15 protein-coding genes and 1 pseudogene are annotated in these 18,931 nt (G+C 61.2%); 12 read left to right on the top strand and 4 right to left on the bottom strand.

The genetic code is table 11. The features are described from left to right. The 9 genes from ABS88_RS19655 to ABS88_RS19615 all read left to right on the top strand — a co-directional run. Nucleotides 1–143, top strand: a 143-nt coding sequence (locus ABS88_RS19655) for a S1 domain-containing protein (RefSeq protein ID WP_502686170.1), incomplete at its 5' end; no start/stop codon positions are given. Between the two features lie 180 nt (nt 144–323). Beyond that, nucleotides 324–536: a hypothetical protein gene (locus ABS88_RS19650; RefSeq protein ID WP_054728096.1), complete on the top strand. Its 213-nt coding sequence runs from the start codon at nt 324–326 to the stop codon at nt 534–536. A gap of 355 nt (nt 537–891) precedes the next feature. Further along, nucleotides 892–1,221 (top strand): ArsR/SmtB family transcription factor, encoded by a 330-nt coding sequence (locus ABS88_RS19645; RefSeq protein ID WP_286750344.1) that lies wholly within the window; start codon nt 892–894, stop codon nt 1,219–1,221. A gap of 13 nt (nt 1,222–1,234) precedes the next feature. After that, nucleotides 1,235–1,663: an arsenate reductase (glutaredoxin) gene (gene arsC / locus ABS88_RS19640; protein WP_286750343.1), complete on the top strand. Its 429-nt coding sequence runs from the start codon at nt 1,235–1,237 to the stop codon at nt 1,661–1,663. Nucleotides 1,664–1,673: 10 nt separating this feature from the next. Continuing rightward, on the top strand, nt 1,674–2,738 hold the full coding sequence (arsB, locus tag ABS88_RS19635) for an ACR3 family arsenite efflux transporter (protein WP_286750342.1): 1,065 nt from the start codon (nt 1,674–1,676) through the stop codon (nt 2,736–2,738). Between the two features lie 5 nt (nt 2,739–2,743). Then, nucleotides 2,744–3,499 carry an arsenical resistance protein ArsH gene (arsH, locus tag ABS88_RS19630; protein WP_286750341.1) on the top strand — a complete coding sequence of 252 codons (756 nt, stop codon included), beginning with the start codon at nt 2,744–2,746 and terminating at the stop codon, nt 3,497–3,499. Nucleotides 3,500–3,682: 183 nt separating this feature from the next. Beyond that, a complete protein-coding gene (locus tag ABS88_RS19625) occupies nt 3,683–3,991 on the top strand; it encodes an antitoxin Xre/MbcA/ParS toxin-binding domain-containing protein (protein ID WP_286750340.1) in 309 nt (102 codons plus the stop codon). 8 nt (nt 3,992–3,999) lie between these two features. Next, the gene (locus tag ABS88_RS19620; protein WP_353745118.1) at nt 4,000–4,215 is read left to right on the top strand and encodes a hypothetical protein; all 216 of its coding nucleotides are present in this window, start codon (nt 4,000–4,002) and stop codon (nt 4,213–4,215) included. A gap of 119 nt (nt 4,216–4,334) precedes the next feature. Beyond that, nucleotides 4,335–4,469, top strand: a complete 135-nt coding sequence (locus ABS88_RS19615; RefSeq protein WP_286750338.1) for a hypothetical protein — start codon at nt 4,335–4,337, stop codon at nt 4,467–4,469. A gap of 77 nt (nt 4,470–4,546) precedes the next feature. On the opposite strand, the gene ABS88_RS19610 is transcribed toward ABS88_RS19615, so the two are convergent. After that, the gene (locus ABS88_RS19610) at nt 4,547–4,927 is read right to left on the bottom strand and encodes a response regulator (RefSeq protein ID WP_286750337.1); all 381 of its coding nucleotides are present in this window, start codon (nt 4,925–4,927) and stop codon (nt 4,547–4,549) included. Between the two features lie 410 nt (nt 4,928–5,337). On the opposite strand from ABS88_RS19610, the gene ABS88_RS19605 reads away from it, so the two are divergent. Continuing rightward, nucleotides 5,338–6,237: a beta-1,6-N-acetylglucosaminyltransferase gene (locus ABS88_RS19605; RefSeq protein ID WP_286750336.1), complete on the top strand. Its 900-nt coding sequence runs from the start codon at nt 5,338–5,340 to the stop codon at nt 6,235–6,237. Nucleotides 6,238–6,525: 288 nt separating this feature from the next. Here ABS88_RS19605 and ABS88_RS19600 read toward each other — a convergent pair whose 3' ends face one another. Beyond that, entirely contained in the window at nt 6,526–12,477 is a 5,952-nt protein-coding gene (locus ABS88_RS19600) for an autotransporter domain-containing protein (protein WP_286750335.1), read from the bottom strand. A 352-nt stretch (nt 12,478–12,829) separates the two neighbouring features. Between ABS88_RS19600 and ABS88_RS19595 the strand changes: the two genes are divergently transcribed. Next, entirely contained in the window at nt 12,830–15,079 is a 2,250-nt protein-coding gene (locus ABS88_RS19595; RefSeq protein ID WP_286750334.1) for a sensor histidine kinase, read from the top strand. On the opposite strand, the gene ABS88_RS19590 is transcribed toward ABS88_RS19595, so the two are convergent. Next, nucleotides 15,065–15,682: a response regulator transcription factor gene (locus tag ABS88_RS19590; protein ID WP_286750333.1), complete on the bottom strand. Its 618-nt coding sequence runs from the start codon at nt 15,680–15,682 to the stop codon at nt 15,065–15,067. The genes ABS88_RS19595 and ABS88_RS19590 overlap by 15 nt on opposite strands. Nucleotides 15,683–15,939: 257 nt before the next feature. Beyond that, nucleotides 15,940–16,110 (bottom strand): annotated as a pseudogene (locus ABS88_RS19585) (tyrosine-type recombinase/integrase); the annotation flags it as partial. A gap of 154 nt (nt 16,111–16,264) precedes the next feature. Here ABS88_RS19585 and ABS88_RS19580 point away from each other — a divergent pair. Next, nucleotides 16,265–18,685, top strand: coding sequence for a hypothetical protein (locus tag ABS88_RS19580; protein ID WP_286750332.1), 2,421 nt, complete (start codon nt 16,265–16,267; stop codon nt 18,683–18,685). The last annotated feature ends 246 nt before the right edge of the window (nt 18,686–18,931 follow it).

The following is an 18,931-nucleotide window of genomic DNA, read 5'->3' as shown; positions in this document are numbered from 1 at the left end:
TGCGGCGTTTCCGCATCCGCTCGGTGGTGGGCGATGCCGTGCGCGTCGAAATGACGCCCTATGATCTGACCAAGGGCCGCATCGTCTATCGCGATCGCGATCGCGGCCCCGGCAATCCGGGCGCCGCAGGCAAGCGGCGCTGACACTAATATTCAAGAAGACCAACATGTTTCAGAGTAATATCTACCCCGGCCTTACAGGCCTTTCACAGGCAGGGAGGCCGATACGCCTCCGCCCGCAGGCTCGGCGCTCGCCGACGTTATCGCGCCGCGAACTCCGCCGTCTCATCGCCGACATGATCGACTGATCGAAAGGACCTCACCGTGGCCGCTACAGCAACAAGCGTTCATTATCGCGAGCAGGCGGAACGGTGCGAGGCCGAAGCCGCTGCAGCCGAGCTGACGCAGGTGCGTGATCGCAGCCTGCGCTCGGCCGCGGCCTGGCATGCCATGGCGGTTCGCCAGCTGAAGTCCGAAAAGGCGCGAGCCGAAAGAGACCATCTCGCGAATGAGGTGCGCAAGCAATGCCTCGCATGATCGATCGATCAGCAACGCCATCCTGACGCTTCGGATTGCAGCTCCGAATATTCAGGCGGGAGATCTTGATGTACGCGGCAATGTCTTCGGGTGGCAAAAAAGGTCCCACCAAGCGGGGGCCGGCCCAGCCTATGACCGAAGCACCACCCCATCCCGATCCAACACGGCGTCTTCCGGAACCTATCGGGCAGAAGAATGGCTACACACCAAAGCCCACCCTTCAATAGCTGTTCCATATCGTCGGCAGCCGGGCGAACTCTCCTTGCCCGAGCCGAGTTATCAGCCAGCCCGCCAGACCCATCGGGTATTTCCGATATGATTTGACGAGCGGCAACGCATCGGATAACTCCGATGAATGAACATCGATTCTGCGCTTCCCGCTCTCGCTGCCCTCGCCCATTTGACACGTCTCGAGGCTTTCCGCTTGCTCGTCCGGCATGAGCCGGAAGGTCTGTCGACCGGCGAGCTTGTCGACGCATCGGGTCTCACGCAGAGCACCTTTTCGACGCATCTCGCGGTGTTGGCCAAAGCCGGTCTCGTCAAATCCGAGAAGCTCGGGCGACAGCAAATCCAGCGAGCCGATATCGACACGCTCCGCGAACTGATGCTTTTCCTTGCGAAGGACTGTTGCCAGGGCCGCCCCGAGCTATGCGAGCCGCTGCTCGCCGAACTCACCTGCTGCTGAAGGAACCGGCGCCGTGATCGACATCATCATCTACCATAATCCCGACTGCGGCACCTCGCGCAACGCGCTCGCGCTGATCCGGAACGCGGGGATCGAGCCGCATGTCGTCGAATATCTGAAGACGCCGCCGTCCCGTGCCTTGCTCGAGCAATTAATCGAGCGCGCCGGGATCACACCGCGCGAGCTGCTCCGCGAGAAAGGGACGCCCTATGCGGAGCTCGGTCTCGGCGACGAAAGCCTTACCGACCGCGCACTCGTCGATGCGATGATGGCGCATCCGATCCTCATTAACCGCCCGCTCGTCGTCTCGCGGCTCGGAGTCAAGCTCTGCCGTCCCTCCGAAGCCGTGCTCGACATCCTGCCCGCACGGCAGCTTGGCGCCTTCACAAAGGAAGATGGCGAACAGGTCGTCGACGCCGGCGGCAATCGCGCTCAGGCCTGAGGACAGCATCATGACTGCGGCAAAACGCGAACGCCTGTCGTTCCTTGATCGCTACCTGACGCTCTGGATTTTCCTCGCGATGGGGCTGGGCGTGTTGTTGGGGTCGGTCTTCAAAGGGCTGCCCGCCGCGATCGATGCCTTGTCGGTCGGCACGACCAACATCCCGATCGCGATTGGCCTGATCCTGATGATGTACCCGCCGCTCGCACGCGTGCGCTACGACGAGCTGCCGCGCGTGTTCGAGGACAAGCGCGTGCTCGCAATCTCACTCGTCCAGAACTGGATCATCGGGCCGGTGCTGATGTTCGCGCTCGCGGTCCTCTTCCTCTCGGACAGGCCCGAATATATGACCGGCCTGATCCTGATCGGTCTCGCGCGCTGCATCGCGATGGTCATCGTCTGGAACCAGCTCGCCAAGGGCGACAATCAATATGTCGCGGCGCTCGTCGCCTTCAACTCGATCTTCCAGATCCTCTTCTTCAGCGTCTACGCCTGGTTCTTCCTCACCATCCTGCCGCCGCGGTTCGGGCTCGAAGGCAGCGTCCTCGACGTGAGCTTCTGGACCATCGCCGAAGCCGTGCTCGTCTATCTCGGCATCCCCTTCCTCGCGGGCTATCTCACCCGCCGTTTCCTAGCGAAGGCCAAGGGCGACGAGTGGTACGAGACGCGCTTCCTGCCCAAAATCGGGCCGATCACGCTCATCGCCTTGCTCTTCACGATCGTCGCGATGTTCAGCCTCAAGGGCGGTGAGATTCTGACCATCCCCGGCGACGTCGTCCGGATCGCAATCCCGCTCACCATCTATTTCATCGTGCAATTCCTCATCAGCTTCTGGATGGGCAAGCTCATCGAAGCCGACTATCCACGCACGACCGCTGTTGCCTTCACCGCGGCGGGCAATAATTTCGAACTCGCGATTGCTGTCGCGATCGCCGCCTTCGGGCTCGCATCGCCCGTGGCCTTCGCCGCGGTTATCGGCCCGCTGGTCGAAGTGCCCGTCCTCATCCTGCTCGTCGGCGTCGCCTTTCGCCTCGGGCACCGCTGGTTCCCCACTACTGCTCCTTCACAAGCCTGAGTATCATGACGGAACTGACCTATACGCGCCTCCGCTCGCTGGCCGATCCCGACCACCTCCCCGCCCTGAATGCAGAGTATCTCCGCGGGCAGCCCGCGCTCGGCCTCGGCCCGCTCGATCCCGCGCCGCGCATCCTGTTGCTCTACGGCAGTTTGCGCGAACGCTCCTATTCGCGGCTCGTCGTCGAGGAAACCGCGCGCCTGCTCCAGCTCTTCGGCTGCAAGACCCGCATCTTCGACCCGTCCGACCTCCCCCTGCCCGACCTGATCGCCGACGACGACCATCCCGCCGTCGAGGAGCTGCGCCAACACTCGCTCTGGTCCGAAGGCCAGGTCTGGTGCAGCCCCGAACGTCACGGTCAGATCACGGGCATCATGAAGGCGCAGGTCGATCATCTTCCGCTAGCCTACAAGGGGCTGCGCCCCACGCAAGGGCGCACACTTGCGGTGATGCAGGTCTCGGCCGGGTCGCAGTCGTTCAACAGCGTGAATACGCTGCGCATCCTCGGCCGCTGGATGCGGATGATCACCATTCCCAACCAGTCAAGCGTCGCGAAAGCCTATCAGGAGTTCGACGAAGCGGGCCGCATGATGCCGTCGAGCTACTACGACCGGATCGTCGACGTCGCGGAAGAACTCGTGCGGTTCACCGTGCTGACGCGCGGCCATGCCGACCAGCTCGTCGACCGCTATTCGGAACGCAAGGATCGGAAAGAGCCGGTCGTCACGCCAGCCGAACTCGCGGGAATTCCCGGTACCTGACAGTCGATATTGGCCGATTGCAGTCAAACTGCTTCGGGGACCAGATGAAGAAAAGCGGACAGCGGACCGATCGCATCTTACATCTTCGGGCATCGCCCCCATATTCATAAGATCGCGGCACCGGACATTGTAGGCCGTCGCGGCTGAGAGACATCGCGCTCCCGCTTACGAAGGAGCCGCGTCATGACTTCCCGCATACAGAACGCCGAGGCTCCAGGCCCGGCCGAGCCGGCGCCGACCAAAGGGCGGTCGAACAGCTTTTTTCGCAAGAGTCGGGCGCCCTTCGCACTCGATGATGCACGGCGACAAGGCGATATCAGTCAACTCGCTTACTTGGTCATGGGCGGCCGCGACGCAGCGATCGCATTTCTAAACGCCGCGAATGAGGAACTGGGAGGCCGCCCGATCGCGCTGGCGACCGCCAGTGCCGAAGGTTATGAACAGGTGGCGGGCGCTATACGGGCGTGGGAAAGCACGCGGCGGTCCAGATGAGCCGGGCCATGAACCTGTCTCTGCCGGAAGAGGAGGTCAGGCGCCTCTGCCTGGCGCAGGGCGTCAGCATCAGCGCGATCGAACCGCTTCAGTCGGGCGGTACGCGCCTCGTCTGCACATCGAGTGCGGGCGCCGAGGAGATGCGACTGCGGCTTCGCGGCCACCTGATCGAAGGCAGCGTCGTGCGCCACCGCTTCTATCGTCCGTCGGCAAACGAAAATTGACGCGTCCAACACTTTTTCACGCAGCGGCCGTTCGTCGCCGTCACAAAGCGTTTCCTTAGCGCGACCTGCCGCATCACGTCTTCCTGTCCAGCAACCTTCCGCAAAAAAGAGAAACCATCATGGCCAAATCGCAAAAGCGCAGCAATCGCGAGATCCGCAAACCCAAGGCCGCCAAGGCCAAACCGACGACCGCGCTCGCGGCCAAGGAGGCTTCCGCCGTGAAGTTGACCACCAAGCCGAAAGACAATGGCTGAGACCCACGACGTCAGCGCGAGTATCGTGCATTCGACATTGCTGCGGCTGTCGACGCCGTGATAGCGCTCGTATCTCGCTAACTCACCTGCCGGGCGGTTTGCTTCATGATCTCAGCCAACAGCAATTCGAGTATGATGATCGGAGCGACCGGCTTCAAAACGACGGCCAACTCGATATCGAGTTCGACGAGCACGATCGGGAGACCCGTTCCGGTCTGAAATACGAGCGGGGTGCCCTGCTCGATGAGCCGGAGAGCAACGGGCGAGATTTCGCCGTCGAGCAACTGGACGTCGAGGATGGCCGCATCGATCTTGTGCTGATCGAGCAACGCCAGCGCTTCGGCAACGGTCGGAACGGGGCCGACGACGGCGCCTCCCGATCGCTCGACCGCCTCAACGAGTTCGATCACGACGAACGGCTCGTCTTCGACGATCAAAATTCTCCGGGAATTGAACATCGCGCGCCTCCTTCGAGCGGGAGCGCAACATGTCTCTCAGCCATCGCTTGCCCATGCGTGACGACGGTGACGAGGCAACGAAGCCGGGTGACACAAGTTCCGAAGCGATGGGACGGCGGGGCTAATAAGTCGGGGTGCTGACGATGACCGATAGATCGCGAACGGTTCGATTTCCATTCAGGGAGGTAGCAAAAGCGCATGTTAGTGCCCCGGCCACTTACATTGGCGCCCGCGATCCCCATATCAATCCTGTGCCATTGGACCACGCCGCGGCGCAACGCGGCCGGCCACCTGTCGGGCATTGTCTCCTATCGATCAAAATGACTTTGGTTGGGTTTTCCGGGACAGGAAATCGATCGCGATTCCGGTGAGCTGACAGCCCGGATCGGCGATCCGAAAGGCACGCTCTCATGATCGGCTATTTCATTCTTCTTCACCGCTTTCCCGAACAGTTCAAACGGATGTTTCGGGCAATCTACGCCCCCGGAAACAGCTATGTGATCCATGTCGACAAAGGATCGGGACCCGATTTTGCTGCAGACATCGGTGCTTTCCTGAGGCCCTACGAAGGCGTTGCGATGATCGAATCGAAGCAAGCGCTTTGGGGCGGCTACAGCCTCGTCGACGCCGAACTGCGTGGAATGAAGCAGCTGCTGAAGATGAACCGCAATTGGACGCACTACATCAACCTCAGCGGGCAGGATTTTCCGCTGAAGTCCCAAGCCTATATCCGGTCCTTCCTGCGCGCCCACCCCCGCCGCCAGTTCATACGCGTTCTCGACCAGCGGACAATGCGGCCCGATACCATGAACCGCGTCAGCCATATATTCGTCGAAGCACTGGGACGGATGTTTCGGACACACCTCCCCCGCGCTTTCCTGAAGGACGCGACGCCCTATATCGGCACCCAGTGGAAGGCCGTGACGCGCAGCTTCTGCCATTTCGCGGTCCATCATCCTAGCGCTGAGCGATTCAAGATATTCTACCGGCGAAGTTTCATCCCGGACGAAGCCTTTTTCCAGACGCTGCTGATGAACAGCCGCGGGCTTGGCGAGGTCGTGAACGACGACTTGCGCACGATTGATTGGGTTCCTGACGGCGACATCAAATTGCGGCCTCGCACCTTCGTCACGGCCGACGCGTTGCGGCTGACGCTGAGTCCTGACCTTTTCGCCCGCAAGTTCGATGCAGAAGAAGATCCAGCGATCTTCGACCTGCTGGAAGCCCATCTGGAAACCCCTGCAGCGAACATCTACGCGAGCGATCGAGCGGCGCCACCTCCGCCCCGGTCCGCGCGGGAGGATGCATGATGCATGACCGCCAACGCGGCCGAGCCGCGCACGCCCGCGCCTGCAGGACTGAAATAGCGATCCGCCTAAGGCGATAGGCGCGCCATGCGCCCCTGGAGCGCTCTTCCCTTTAGTAAACACGGCTTGGCCGTTTGCTACCTGACCGCTTTCAAGCGAAGATCTGCGAAAGCAGCCTTTCGCAACTTGCTCCTGCGGCGCGACGAATAAAATGCGGCATTAATGGGGCCGAGACGACCTAAGTCACCTCGGCCCCATACCGCGCGTTTCGCTCTTCTGACGGGTCGCTAATCAGAAGGCGATACGTGCGGTAACCCTTGCACCATGAGAGCTGCGGTCAGAGGCCAAGGTTCCGGTATAAGCGGCCCCGAGGCGGAACGAGCCTGTAACATATTCAAATCCGGCTTCGACCTCGGCCGAGTTTTTCGGGATAGCCGTGCCCAGGATACCAAACGCCGGTCCGCCGAAGGTGAACCGCGAAACGACCGGCGCGCCGCGATCGCTAAGGGCGAGGTTCCAGGCGGCCGACACATAGGGCTGGAAGCCCGATTGACCGGCATTGAACTGCGCACGCCCGCCCAAGCTGACGAAGGTGGTCTTCTGATCGCCCTTCGCGACGGTGAGCGCCGCGTTGCCGCCGGTTTCAGCAAAAGCATCACTACTGGTATCGACATGCGCCAGTCGAGCGAAGGGCGTGATCGCGGTCTTGCCGGTGACAATGTCATAACCGATCTCGCCAAAGATCTGCAGCGTATCAGCGTCACGGTTCGACGAAAGCGTTTGAGCCAGCGGCGCGCCGCTAATCGCGCGGGTCGTGTCAATGTCGTGCCAGGCATAGCTTACACCGATCGTACCCCGCAGACCGCCGTCGGCGGCATAAGTGGCGTGGGCAGCCAGATATTTGCTTTCGACATCCGCATGGTCGCTGCGCCCGCCAAAGCGGAAGTCGGATCCGCCGATACCTGCCGAAAGCGCTGCAGCGAATCCGTTACCGCCAAAACCGACGCCCGCGACCAGACCCTTGTGATCGGTGTCCATCGCGAAATTGCCGCGCGCTGCGTCAAACTCGCCCCAGCCACCGAAGGCCGAGCCCCACACGAACGCACCGCCCTGTTCGGGTGCTTTCATGCCCATCAAGGCGTTGCGCAAATGACGGCTGTCGTCGGTCAGGCCGCTGATCGTGCTGGCGAGGATTTCGCCCGACAGGTCGCCAAAGCTCGCCTGCGCGGTTGCCGCATTCTGGACCAGTACCGCTTCGTAGAGCGGGTTATCGACGCCAAGCGCCTGAACCGCGGTCGCCACGCTCGACTGATTGAAGCCCAATGCGATGTCGGCGAAATCGATATCGTTGCGATAGAGTGACAGCGTCACCGAGTTGGTGCTGTAGCGCAGAAGCGGATCGAGGAAGGCGAGGTCAGTCGTTACCGAACCGAACGTCCCGGTGATTCCCGCACCACCTGTCAGAATGACATAGTCGGTGCGCGGATTATAGTTGCCGTCCTCGGCTAGGACCGCAACGCTCGCCGTGCTGGCGATCGTCACAGCACCCGTCGCATCGAGGCGATCTGCAGCGCCCGCTGCATTAACCTCGACTTCGTAGACCGAGCCGGCAGCGAAGGCGAGGTCGCCATTCACGGTTAGCTGGCCGATCGAATTGCCCGGAGCAATCGTCCCACCGCTGGCGACTGTCGTCGATCCCACGGCGCCGTTGCCGCCAAGGGTTCCGCCATTGTTGACGGTCACCGGCGAAGCGATCGAACCATTTACCGCGAGCGTGCCGCCGTTGACCGATGTCGGGCCGGTATAGCTGCTGTTTCCGGTAAGGTTGAGCGTGCCGGCGCCCTCTTTCACCAGGCTGCCCGTGCCCGAGATATCGCCGGCGAAAGCAGTGTTGCCGGATTGATCGACGGTGAGCTGGCTGTCGCCGATCACGACGTTCGAACCCGCATCGCCTTCGAGGCCGCCGATCGTTTGGTCCTTGCCCGTGATGTCGAGCGTGCCGCCGTCGCCTAGGTCGAATTCGGTGCCCGGATCGATCGTGCCGCCCATGCGTACCGAGCCCCCAAGGATGTTTGTCACCCCCTGGAAGGCATAGTCACCCATGAAGGTCAGCGCGCCGTCGCCCATCTTGTCGAGGGTGCCGCTGCCCGAGAAGGCGCCGAGGAAATCATAATCGTCCGAACGATTGAAGACGAAGCGCCCATCGTTGACGATATTGCCTGCAAAGCTGCCCTCGGTTCCGCCGGCACCCAGCTCAAAGAAGCCGGTCCCCTCGGTCTTTACGTCACCCTGAAGTAGCCCGGTCAGAACAAGGCCGCCATTGGAGATGATCGTTCCACCAGTGTGGGCGATGTTGGAGGTGTCGACGGTAAACACGGCGTCGCCGATCAGCTGCAACTGCCCCGTCCCGTCGATCGTCAGGTCCGCGAGATCGGACACGACGTCGTCGGTGCCGAAGTTCAAGACAAGCAGGCCGTCAGTCCGAACCGATGGGGTGAGGATCGGCGACGAGGTATCGCCCGCGCCCAAGTCAATTTCATTGACCTGCAGCGACGCACCGCTGGCGATCGAAACGTTATCGAATGCGCCGACCATCCCTGCGGTCGACCAATAGCCTGCCGCAACGTCGAGCGTCTCAAACCCGGTCGCTTCGGTGAGTTGCTGCGCCTCGGTCAGTTCAAGGACGTCCCCATCGAGCGTCAGGCTGTCGTTACCTCCGCCTGCGTCCACTGCGCCGGACATCGCGCTGCCGGTTCGCAGGGTGACACGGTCGTCGAAGCTGCCGAGTTGGACAGCGATCCCGCTTGAACCGGTGATCGTCCCTGCGTTGTCGAGGATGACCGCGCCGCTGTCATCGCCCCAGACGCCTCGGCCGCCGCCCGTGATTGCCCCGGTGTTGACGAGCGTCGCTGTCCCGAAATTACCCAGAATGACGCCGTCTGTAGCACCAGTGATCGTGCCGCTATTGGTGATTTCGGCAGTATCGAGGAAGCCCGCGGCCGCAGCGCCAAAGGTCCCGCTTCCGGTGATCGTGCCGCTATTGCTGATCGTGCCGGTCTGCGCGATTTCTTGCGAGACCTGCAGCCCTTCGACGACAGCGCCCGATGTTGCGCCAGCGATGGTTCCGCTATTGGCGATCGTTGCGGTATCGGTGACGAGGACGACCGCGCCATAGCCGTTGGAGCCCGTGATCGTCCCCGTATTGGAGAGCGTGCCGTCAAAGCCCGTTTCCTGGACAAGCCCTGCCCCGCGCTGGATAAGAACGCCGCCCGGCCCCTCACCGGTGACCTTGCCGGCGTTGTCGACCGCGCCGCCGGCCGACATGATGATCCCGAACCGCGTACCGCTGATGTCACCGGTGGAACTGTTCGCAACGGTTCCGACATAGTTCGCCAGCGTCTGACCGTCATAGGGATAGATCGAGATGCCATCGGCCAGCGCGCTGCCCTCGCCGCGGATGATGCCGCTGTTGCTCACGCTGCCGCCGCCAATCAGGCGCACGCCATCGTTCGATTCGCCTCGGATCGTGCCGCTGTTCGTCACCTGCGTGCCGACCGCGATGCCGACGATATCGCCGATCGCCTCGTCGAACTGATAGGCGGTCGTGATGCCGGCGCCCGCTCCTGTGATCGTCCCGCTATTGGTCACGCTCGACGACGCGGTGGTGATCGTGATGCCGGCGTCGGGCGCGGCGTCGAACCCGTCGTAACTGCCCTCGCCGCGGATCACACCGGCGTTGTTCACGGCAAGTGTGCCCGTCGCGAAGGAATAGATGCCCGACGTGCCGCCGGTGATCGTGCCCCCCTCGGCATTGGTAATCGTTACGTCCGCACGCGATCCCTGCGAGACGCCGGCGCCAAAATCGCTGCCAATCGTGCCGCTGTTCTCGAGCGTCGCGCTGGACATGTCGCTGCCGAAGCCAACCCCATAGCCGTCGCCACCGCTGCCGCCGAGATTACCAGTGCCGCGAATGTCGCCTGTGTTCACGACCTTGGCGGTCAATCCACTGCGATCCTCGCTTGGATCTGTATTGAGGGCAGTCCCCTGGACATAGACGCCGCCATTAACGCCCTCGATTTCCCCGGCGTTCACGACCTCGCCGCCGCCCGACAGGATGATTGCGAACCGCTGGCCCTCGATGCGGCCATTCTCATCGTTGGTGACGTGGGCCGAATAATCTTCGTTCGACTGGTCGACATGCGCAAACATCGAGATGCCATCCGTGCCCTGCGCACCTGCATTGACACCCACGATAAAGCCGCTGTTGATCACGCTCCCGCCGCCGGCGAGGCGAATGCCGTCATTGTTGAGACCGATGATCTCGCCATTGTTGGTAATCGAGGTATTGATTGCGCGGCCCGTTCCATCGGCCATCGGCGTGGTGACGATCCCATATTGGCCGCCGATGATCCGACCGCTGTTGACGATCGCCCCGTCCGCCGTGGTGATGACGATCGCATCCTGGGCGCCAGCGCTTATCAACCCCGCATTATTGAGAGCCAGCGAGCCTTCGTTGGAACGGATCGCGGTCCCATTGGCGACGATCTCGCCGTCGTCATGGTTGTTGATGGTGAGGGCGCCCGTCGACTGACCGATGATGGCGGCCGCTTGGCCGCTGATCAGACCCTCGTTTTCGATCACGGCACTGCTGAGCGCGCCTCCGGCAAGGACTCCCAGGAAACCCTGAACGGTGCCGCTGTTGTTGAGCGTGCCGATGCGACCAGTCTGGTCTGCCGTCGCGCCCAGGATGACGCCGAACGGGCTGACATTGGGATTGGCGGGATTGAAGGTCCCGGTGCTGCGAATGGTCCCTTCATTATCGATGGTCCCGCCGCCTTGGACGACCACGCCGAACATTTGGCCTTCGATCAGGCCGCCCTGAGCATTGGTCACCGAGCCGATACCGGTGACATCGGTCGCGACAGACTGGGCGAATTCGGAAAGGGCGACACCGGTGCCCGACCCGTTATTGCCGTTCAGTCCGCGGATCACGCCGCTGTTGACCACCGATCCGCCGCCCGCGAGCGAAACGCCGCTGCCTGCGCGGCCTTCGATCGTGCCCGAATTCGTGACCGCAGTGTTGCGCGCGCGCGCCTGCGTCCCCTCGGCATTCTGAAACACGGCGGTCGCAATGCCCGACAGGGCGCCGACAATATCTTGGCTGTTGTTGATCACGGCGTCAGCGGTCGTGATGTTAATCGCATTCTGACCGGCGCTGAAAATAAACCCCTTGTTGTCGACGGTCAGCGTGCCGGCGTTCGACGCGATCGCCGTCGCATTTGCAAGGATTTCGCCATTCTCGAAATTATTGACGGTCAGGTTGCCGGTGGACTGGCCGATGATGGCGATCGCGGTCGCACTGATCATTCCATCGTTGTTGATCGTCGCGCTTTCCAGCGCACCGCCAGCCAGAACCCCGAGAAACCCCGAGATGTTGCCGGTGTTCACCACCGTCGCGGCGCGGCCGGTCTGTTCGGTGGTTGCACCGAGAATGAGCCCGAACGGGCTGACGTTCGGGGTCGCGGGGTTCGGATTACCGGTGCTGCGGATCGTGCCCATATTGGTGACGGTGCCGCCGCCCTGCAGCACCGCGCCGAACATCTGCCCCTCGATCACGCCGCCGTCATTGTTCGTGATCGATCCCACGCCGGTGATATTGCCGGCAGCCGCGCCGGGGAATTCCGAAATCGATACGCCGGTGCCGTTGATCATGCTCCCGGGCGCCCCGCTGGTCCCCGAGATCGTGCCACCGTTGGTGACGGTACCGCCGCCGACGAGGGCGACGCCCGACCCTGCTTCGCCGCGGATCACACCGCTGTTCGAAACCTGCGTGTTCGCAGCAAGCGGCTGCGGGGGCAGATTGTCGCCATTTGCGTCTTCGCTGAAAAAATAAGAAGTGACGACGCCGTTCGCCGTTCCGCTGATCTCGCCCGCATTGGTGACGATCGAATTCGGCTGCGCAATCACGATGCCGCCGCTCGGCCGGCTGTCGATGCCGCCAACGTCGACGCCGTTACCGCGAATAACACCGGCGTTGCCGACCGTGACCGGACCATTGTCGGCATAAACCCCGATGAGTTCGCCCTCGACCGTCTCCCCTACATCGACCTCAAGCTCCAGCCGCCCGGGCTGGTCGTTATGAACGCCGAATGCGTTCTGCGCGGCTGCGGGCGCCATATGTCCGATTGCGAGGCCGACGACCGCGCTGGTGGCGAGCAGGCGAGATTTCGAGATGCGTGACATATTCTGGAGTCCCCCATTGACGTTGCAGGCAAGGCAAGGGGTTCACCGGAGAGCATTTACGCTCTCCGGCTCATTCGCCCCGCCTCGAAAATTTGCGCCCCCAGCCGTTCGGGCAAAAAATACCCATCGGCTTTGCGTGCGATGACTAGTGGCATGGACGGCGGGACGTCTACCCAATGTTATTTAGGGTAAATTTGCGACGGACCGTTGCCGCGGTGCTTGCACCGAGGTGTCTGGCCGTTACGGGTGACAGATCACCGGGGGGTGGGTTGAACTTGTCTTGGGCGAACCTGTGCGTGCGCCCGTTGGACGCAGATAAGCGTTCGGTCCCCGCCCGGCGGCGGGGGTGATAATGAAGATCTTATACGCGATCCTTGGGTTCTTTTGCCTGCTGGCCGCTCAACCGGCGCGCGCAAACTCCGACAAATTGCCGCTGCTCGATCTCAGGGCTGGAGAAGATGCACCCGCACTCGCCTCGTTTGTTCGGTTCGCGAAGCGCCCCGGCGTCGCAAGGACGCCGCAACTGGAAGCGATTCTCGGCGGTCCGCTGCAGCATATAAAGGGATCGACGATCCACTTCGGCCCCCCGGGCACCCGGACCGTCGTTCTCCTGAAAGTTCGCAATGCAAGCGACGCGCAGGGAAGCTGGATTCTGACCACCGGCCGCGGGTCGCTCAAACACTTCCGGCTTTATGAAGCTGAAGGTCGTGCGCTCGCTCTGGTCGTCGATGCCACCGATCCGCAGGTCGCGCGGCAAAATCTCGGGACCTACCAGGCGTTCAGCTCCGAGCTTGTGCTTGCCCCGCGCCAAGAAAAGCTGGTCGTTATCGAATTTGTTTCCGAAAATTCGACCTATATGCCGCTCCGCATCGAGACCTATGGGACCTTCTTCAAGGACCGGCGAGCCAATATTTCGATGGTGTCGGGCGTTGTCGTCGGCGCGCTGACGCTGCTGCTCCTCAATTTCCTCTTCTTCTCGATCACGGGCTTCAAAGAATTTCTCTGGCTGGCCGTCGCGGAAGCTTTTTTTGCGCTCAACACGGTCCATTCCGAGGGCTACATCACCATATTCTTCCTGTACGACAAGCCGCTGACCGGCGTCGCCGTCGAAGATTTCTTCAAATGCGGATTTGCGGCCGCGATGGCCCAGTTTTGCCGAAGTTTCGTGAAGACTGCGGACAACTTCCCCAGGAGCGACCTCACCCTGAAGGCGCTCATCCTGTTCGCCGTCGCTGTCATGCTGGTCCAGCCCGGCCTATCCCTCTACCCCGCCGAGGTTCGCTTTTTTCTCCACCTGTCCGGATGGATCGTCACGGTCGGGGTGGCGTTATTCCTGCCTTTCGTGGGCTATGCGGCCATGAGGCAGCTTGGCTCCCAGCTCTGGCCCCTCTTCATAGGCTGGGCCAGCCTCGCGCTGTTCATTTTCTATGCCGCGATCGCGTCGATGGGCTTCTTCACCTGGTTGCCGATCAATTGGCACCTCTCCGGGCCCGTTGGGCTCTTCGAATCGATCATGGTAACGCTGGCGCTCGGACTGAACCTCAAGAAGATCCAACGGGAGAAGCTGGTAGCCGACGCCAATTATGCGCAGTCGCTTGGCGAACGCCTCGAAATCAGCGAACGGGCGACGCGGCTGGCTGAAGAAAAAGCCTATGCGCTCGAAACCGTACATAGTCAGAATGCGCTGCTTCATGCGTCGGGCCACGACAGCCGGCAGGTTATCCTGGCGCTCAACAGCGCAGTCGCGGTTCTGAAGCGGCAGGAAACGCCGGGCGGCGACCCGGCGCTGATAGAGATGCTCGAAAGCTCCGCCGATTATCTGAACGAAATCGTGACGACGACCATTTCCGGCGCCAACATCGCCGCGGGCGATGCTGAATTCGTCGCACTCGGTGCCTTTCGCGGCCAGGCGTTGATCGAGCCGCTGACGATGATGTTCAAGACGCCCTTCGCGAACAAAAAGCTGACACTGAAGGTCAGCGTTGCGGATGACGTCATGATCATTTCGGACAAACCGCTCCTGATGCGCGCGCTCGCAAATCTGCTGAGCAATTGCTACCAATATACCCAGACCGGCGGAGCCCGCATTACCCTCGCGCTCGACGCGGGCCGTGCCATAATCACAATCAGTGACACCGGCAGCGGAATGCCTGCGGACATAATGGCCGCCTTGAACAGCGGAGGCAGGGCGCGCCTCCGAGGAAACGAAACCACGGAGGGAACCGGCTCCGGTTTCGGGTCGGCCAAGCGCATCATCGAAATGCTTCGGGGAACCCTCGAAATCTGTTCATCGACAAGCCACGGCACCGAAATCCGGATAACCCTCCCTGCGGCCTCCCCTGCCGTCACGCCGATCTCAACGGACGAATTGCACGCGGGCCTGACAGAATGGACGGTTCTCGACTTCGACCAACGCAGCGATTTCGAGCTGGGGTTGGCCGCATCGGACAGCGAAACAAAACCGGTCCTCGCCGTGACCTATGATGACAGCACAGTCACGCGCGGGCGCCTCGGCCAGCTTGTCACGATGGTGGCGATTAAGCCCGTTTGCCGTGAACTGTTGCGCCATCCCCTGCTCATGGCAGCGTCAGAGAAGGTTTAACTCATTCGCGCGCTCGACGATCCTGCGGTTATGCGGGACGTCGAGCTTGCGCCGCAGTTCGGCGATATGGAAAGATACGGTCGGGGGCGCGATCGCAAGACGATAGGCGATCTCCTTGTTTGTCTCACCCTGCGCCAGATAGTGGAGGATGGCCATCTGCCGCGAAGACAGCGCAACCGGGGCTTGCTGAAACTTGCCTAGCGCTTCCTCGATATGCGGCGAAATATAGACCTCGCCCGCCAGCGCTGCGTCGCAGGCGGTGACAATGTGATCGAGCGGGTCCGATTTGCTCACGACAGCACGCGCGCCCAGTTTGAGCGCCGAATGAATCTCGGCAAGGTTCGTTTCACCAGTCAAGATGATAACCGTCATGTCGCGCGATCCCACGATCTCGGCGAGAACATTTATACCCCGCACGTCGGGCAAGTTGAGATCGAGGATAACCAGGTCGACCGGTTGCGACTGTACGAAAGCATTGACCATGGCGCCGCAATCAAGCGCGTCGACAACGACGAAGCGGTCGAGCGAGCCAAAAAGGAATCGCAGACCGCTTTGGGTGATACGATGATCGTCGACGATCAAGACATTATGTTGCACCGTCATGCCCCACCCTCTCCTTCCCAGATGCTTCTCCGCAGATTATTCGTCTGCCGCAACCCGAATTAGTGCGGGGTGGTTGCGGGTCGGACTCCGGGCGTGGAAAGGGGCGCGCATCCATGACGGCCAAGCGCTTTTTCTGGGCGATACCGGAACCAGTACTGGCCGATTGCCGACGGTCAGCTTTTGAGTGTCAAACAAAGAAAGTGGACATTCCGCCACGAGCTAGATCGCTCGCTCTCTGGGATACAGCGATTTGCTGGTTAGACTTCGATGCCTTTCGCCAAGGTCAAAGCATCTTCGACATCGATGCAAAGGTATCGCACCGTCTTTTCAATCCTTGTTTGCCCGAGCAGAATCTGCGCGGCACACAAGCTTCCGGTCGCCTTGTATATGGTCGACGCCTTTATTCTACGCAACGAATGCGTCCCGTACGCGTGAAAGGGAACAACTTGGACCGCCCGAGCGCGGGTCTCGGGAACCAACAGTAACAGGGACGCACCTTCTTTGAGAACACATGTGATCATCCAGGCGCAATAACCATAAATTCGCTTGCGATGAACCGAGTGTCGTGGCTCAACGCCGCGCATGAACATCAAACTTATTCGTGCGTTCATCGCATCTCCCGGAGGATTGGGCCCGGAGCGTGAAGCAGCTTTTGAAGCGGCGAAAGAGGTCAACCGTTCAGTAGCGAAACCGCTTGGCGGACGGCTCGAACTTTACGGCTGGGAAGAAACGCTCTCCGGACAGGGACGACCCCAGGCGATCATCAATGCCGAGATGGAATTGTGCGAGCTCTTCATAGGCGCGATGTGGACGAGCTGGGGTTCGCGGCCATCGGTCGACGGACCCTACACTTCGGGATTTCAGGAAGAGTTCGAGCTTTCGCGACTGAGGTTTGCGGAAACACAGAGCCCTTCGATGGCTATGTTCTTCAAGGTGATCGATCCCGTCCAGCTTCGCGACCCGGGCAAGGAACTGACCAAGGTTCTTCAGTTCCAGGAGTCGCTTCGGGACTCCAAGGACTTCCTCTACGGCAATTTCAGTACGGCCCAAGATTTTGCAGCAAAAGTGCGTGAGTTTCTCGCTTCGCATACGATCCGGCTTCTCACCGAGGAGCCTTCCGCAGAAGCCAAGCCGGAGCGCACCACGATCGCTGCGCCGACAAGTGAGAGCATCGTGTCTGCCCGTACCGTGGCCATAAGGCCCGACGTGCTTGAAGCCGATTTTCTTGTCTCGACGGCTGAGGCCATGTGCGGCAACGAGGCTCTTGCGGCCGAAGACGTGGCCCGCCTGCGGCTGATTTCGGCAACCGCCGGCGCAGTTGGGAACGACAGATTGGTGGTTGGCGTCCATGACGCCAACATTCTCTATGCCGCCCGCGATGATTACACATACTCCGCCCTCGAACGGGAAGGGTTGCTGGCCGTCGGCCTTATCGAACTCGAGGAAGAGAACACACCGATCTGGACATGGCTGAAGGAAGCGAGTGCGGAACAACCCGACTTACTTGAGAGCCTCACGGTCTTCGCCCCGTCAAACATTCGGTCCGGGGCATTCCGGGCGCTTCAGCTCTTACGTCAGCCGATGGACAGGCTGACTTTCATCAGCGACACGATGGTCGAGAGCCTGTGGCTCAACGACGAAACGAAGCCGTCGGTGCGCGCTATGGCTCTTCGCTATCTGCGCGAGTTCGGGCGCACCATCGACGTGCCGGCCATCATGACTGAGGCAGACAAGGGTCATAAGGATACCGTCGCGCTCGCGCAGCAGGCGATCGCTGCGATCCTGCTCCGCTCCGACGAATTGCGGGCTGCGCGTTATCTGCTATCGACCTCTTTTGAGAGTTTCGATCCCAGCCTGCTCGCGCGCATTACCTCCGTGCTGGAAAGCCTCGATTCGGCGGAATTAAAGGCAGCGCTCGATCATCGCTCATCCGAAATCCGAGCTCGAGCCATCGACATTTTGAGTCGGCGCAACCTGATTGATCTCGATACGATCGGCCGCGCAAGAGAAGATGACGCCGCGAGCGTTCGCCTCGCCGCCCTGCATGCAGAAGAAAAATTCGGCCAAGCGGTGTCGCTCGACGAGGCAAGGAAAATCCTTACCTTTTCCAAGCGCCCGACAGGTTTCCTGCTGCGGTCCAGGGATACGTCGGGTCTGCCCTTGTTCGAAACGTATCGCAGCGCTCGCATGCGGCATATGGCGGTCCCCGCCCTGGAGGCACTTTTTGCTGTGCCGGACCACCGGGACGCGGCATATCGCATGCTCGCAGCCCGCCGCATCGGCAATTATGGAGAAACTCTGAGAGCAGACCTGCAGGATGGCTTCGCGCATTACTTCAAACAGCATTGGCCTGAAGGGGTTCCGCCAGAGCGACACAGCTTCCTCACCAGTCTGATGCTTTCGACAGATCCAGACGCATCGAAGAAGCGCGAACTTATCGTCGAGGCGCTCGATATCGTAGCTGATCAACGCGAACCCGCCGATCTGGACCTCGTGCGAAACGTAATAGACCGCCATCGCTCCGCCCCAACGGCGTCGGTGATTGCCTATCTGAAAGCGCTTGGCGGCGCCGAGGATATTCCGCGTCTAGCGATGACCTCGATGTTCACTCGACGCCCCGCCCCAGATGGAGATCATCACAAGACCTTTGATGAGGCAGCCCGCTTGATCCTGAGGTTTGCGAAGAGCGACTTCGTCGGGTTGCTCGAACAGACGATGGCCGACGCGATGAAGGCCCGATTGATCGACCTTGTCGCTGCGACGGAATTTGCATCACTTTCGAATGACCAGCTGTTGTCGCTGCTCTTGACCGGAAGCGAGGACATCCGACGAGCTGCTGCAAAAAAGATTCCCGCGAGCCTCACGAGGCCTCGAACCAAAAAACTTCTCGCAATGTATCGCGCCAACGAGGAAGGCCGATATTATGTCGTGACGCACTGGCTCGATCTGGGTCTCGCCTATTCCAAGACAGTGGCGAGAGAAGTGGCGCTCGCCTCGGGCTGATTTTATCGGTCGGAGGACAGTGGGTCAGCCTCGGCGCATGTCCGGTGGCGACTTCGTGCCGGCAATCGCAGATACCCAACCTCGCAGCCAAGGCCCGCTTCTACGCTCCTGCATGGCCCATGAGGATCAGCGTGCAATAGGCACCCCCTCCGTACCCGTCCGGTGAGGGCCGTGTTGTAGGTTGAGGTTTCGCGCGCTCATAAGCGTGCTCGTGTGAGCGAGCTTAAGGACGGATATGAGCCAGGT

It is taken from the genome of Sphingopyxis sp. SCN 67-31 (assembly GCF_001725095.1).
This window is presented reverse-complemented; position numbering and strand designations above follow the sequence as displayed.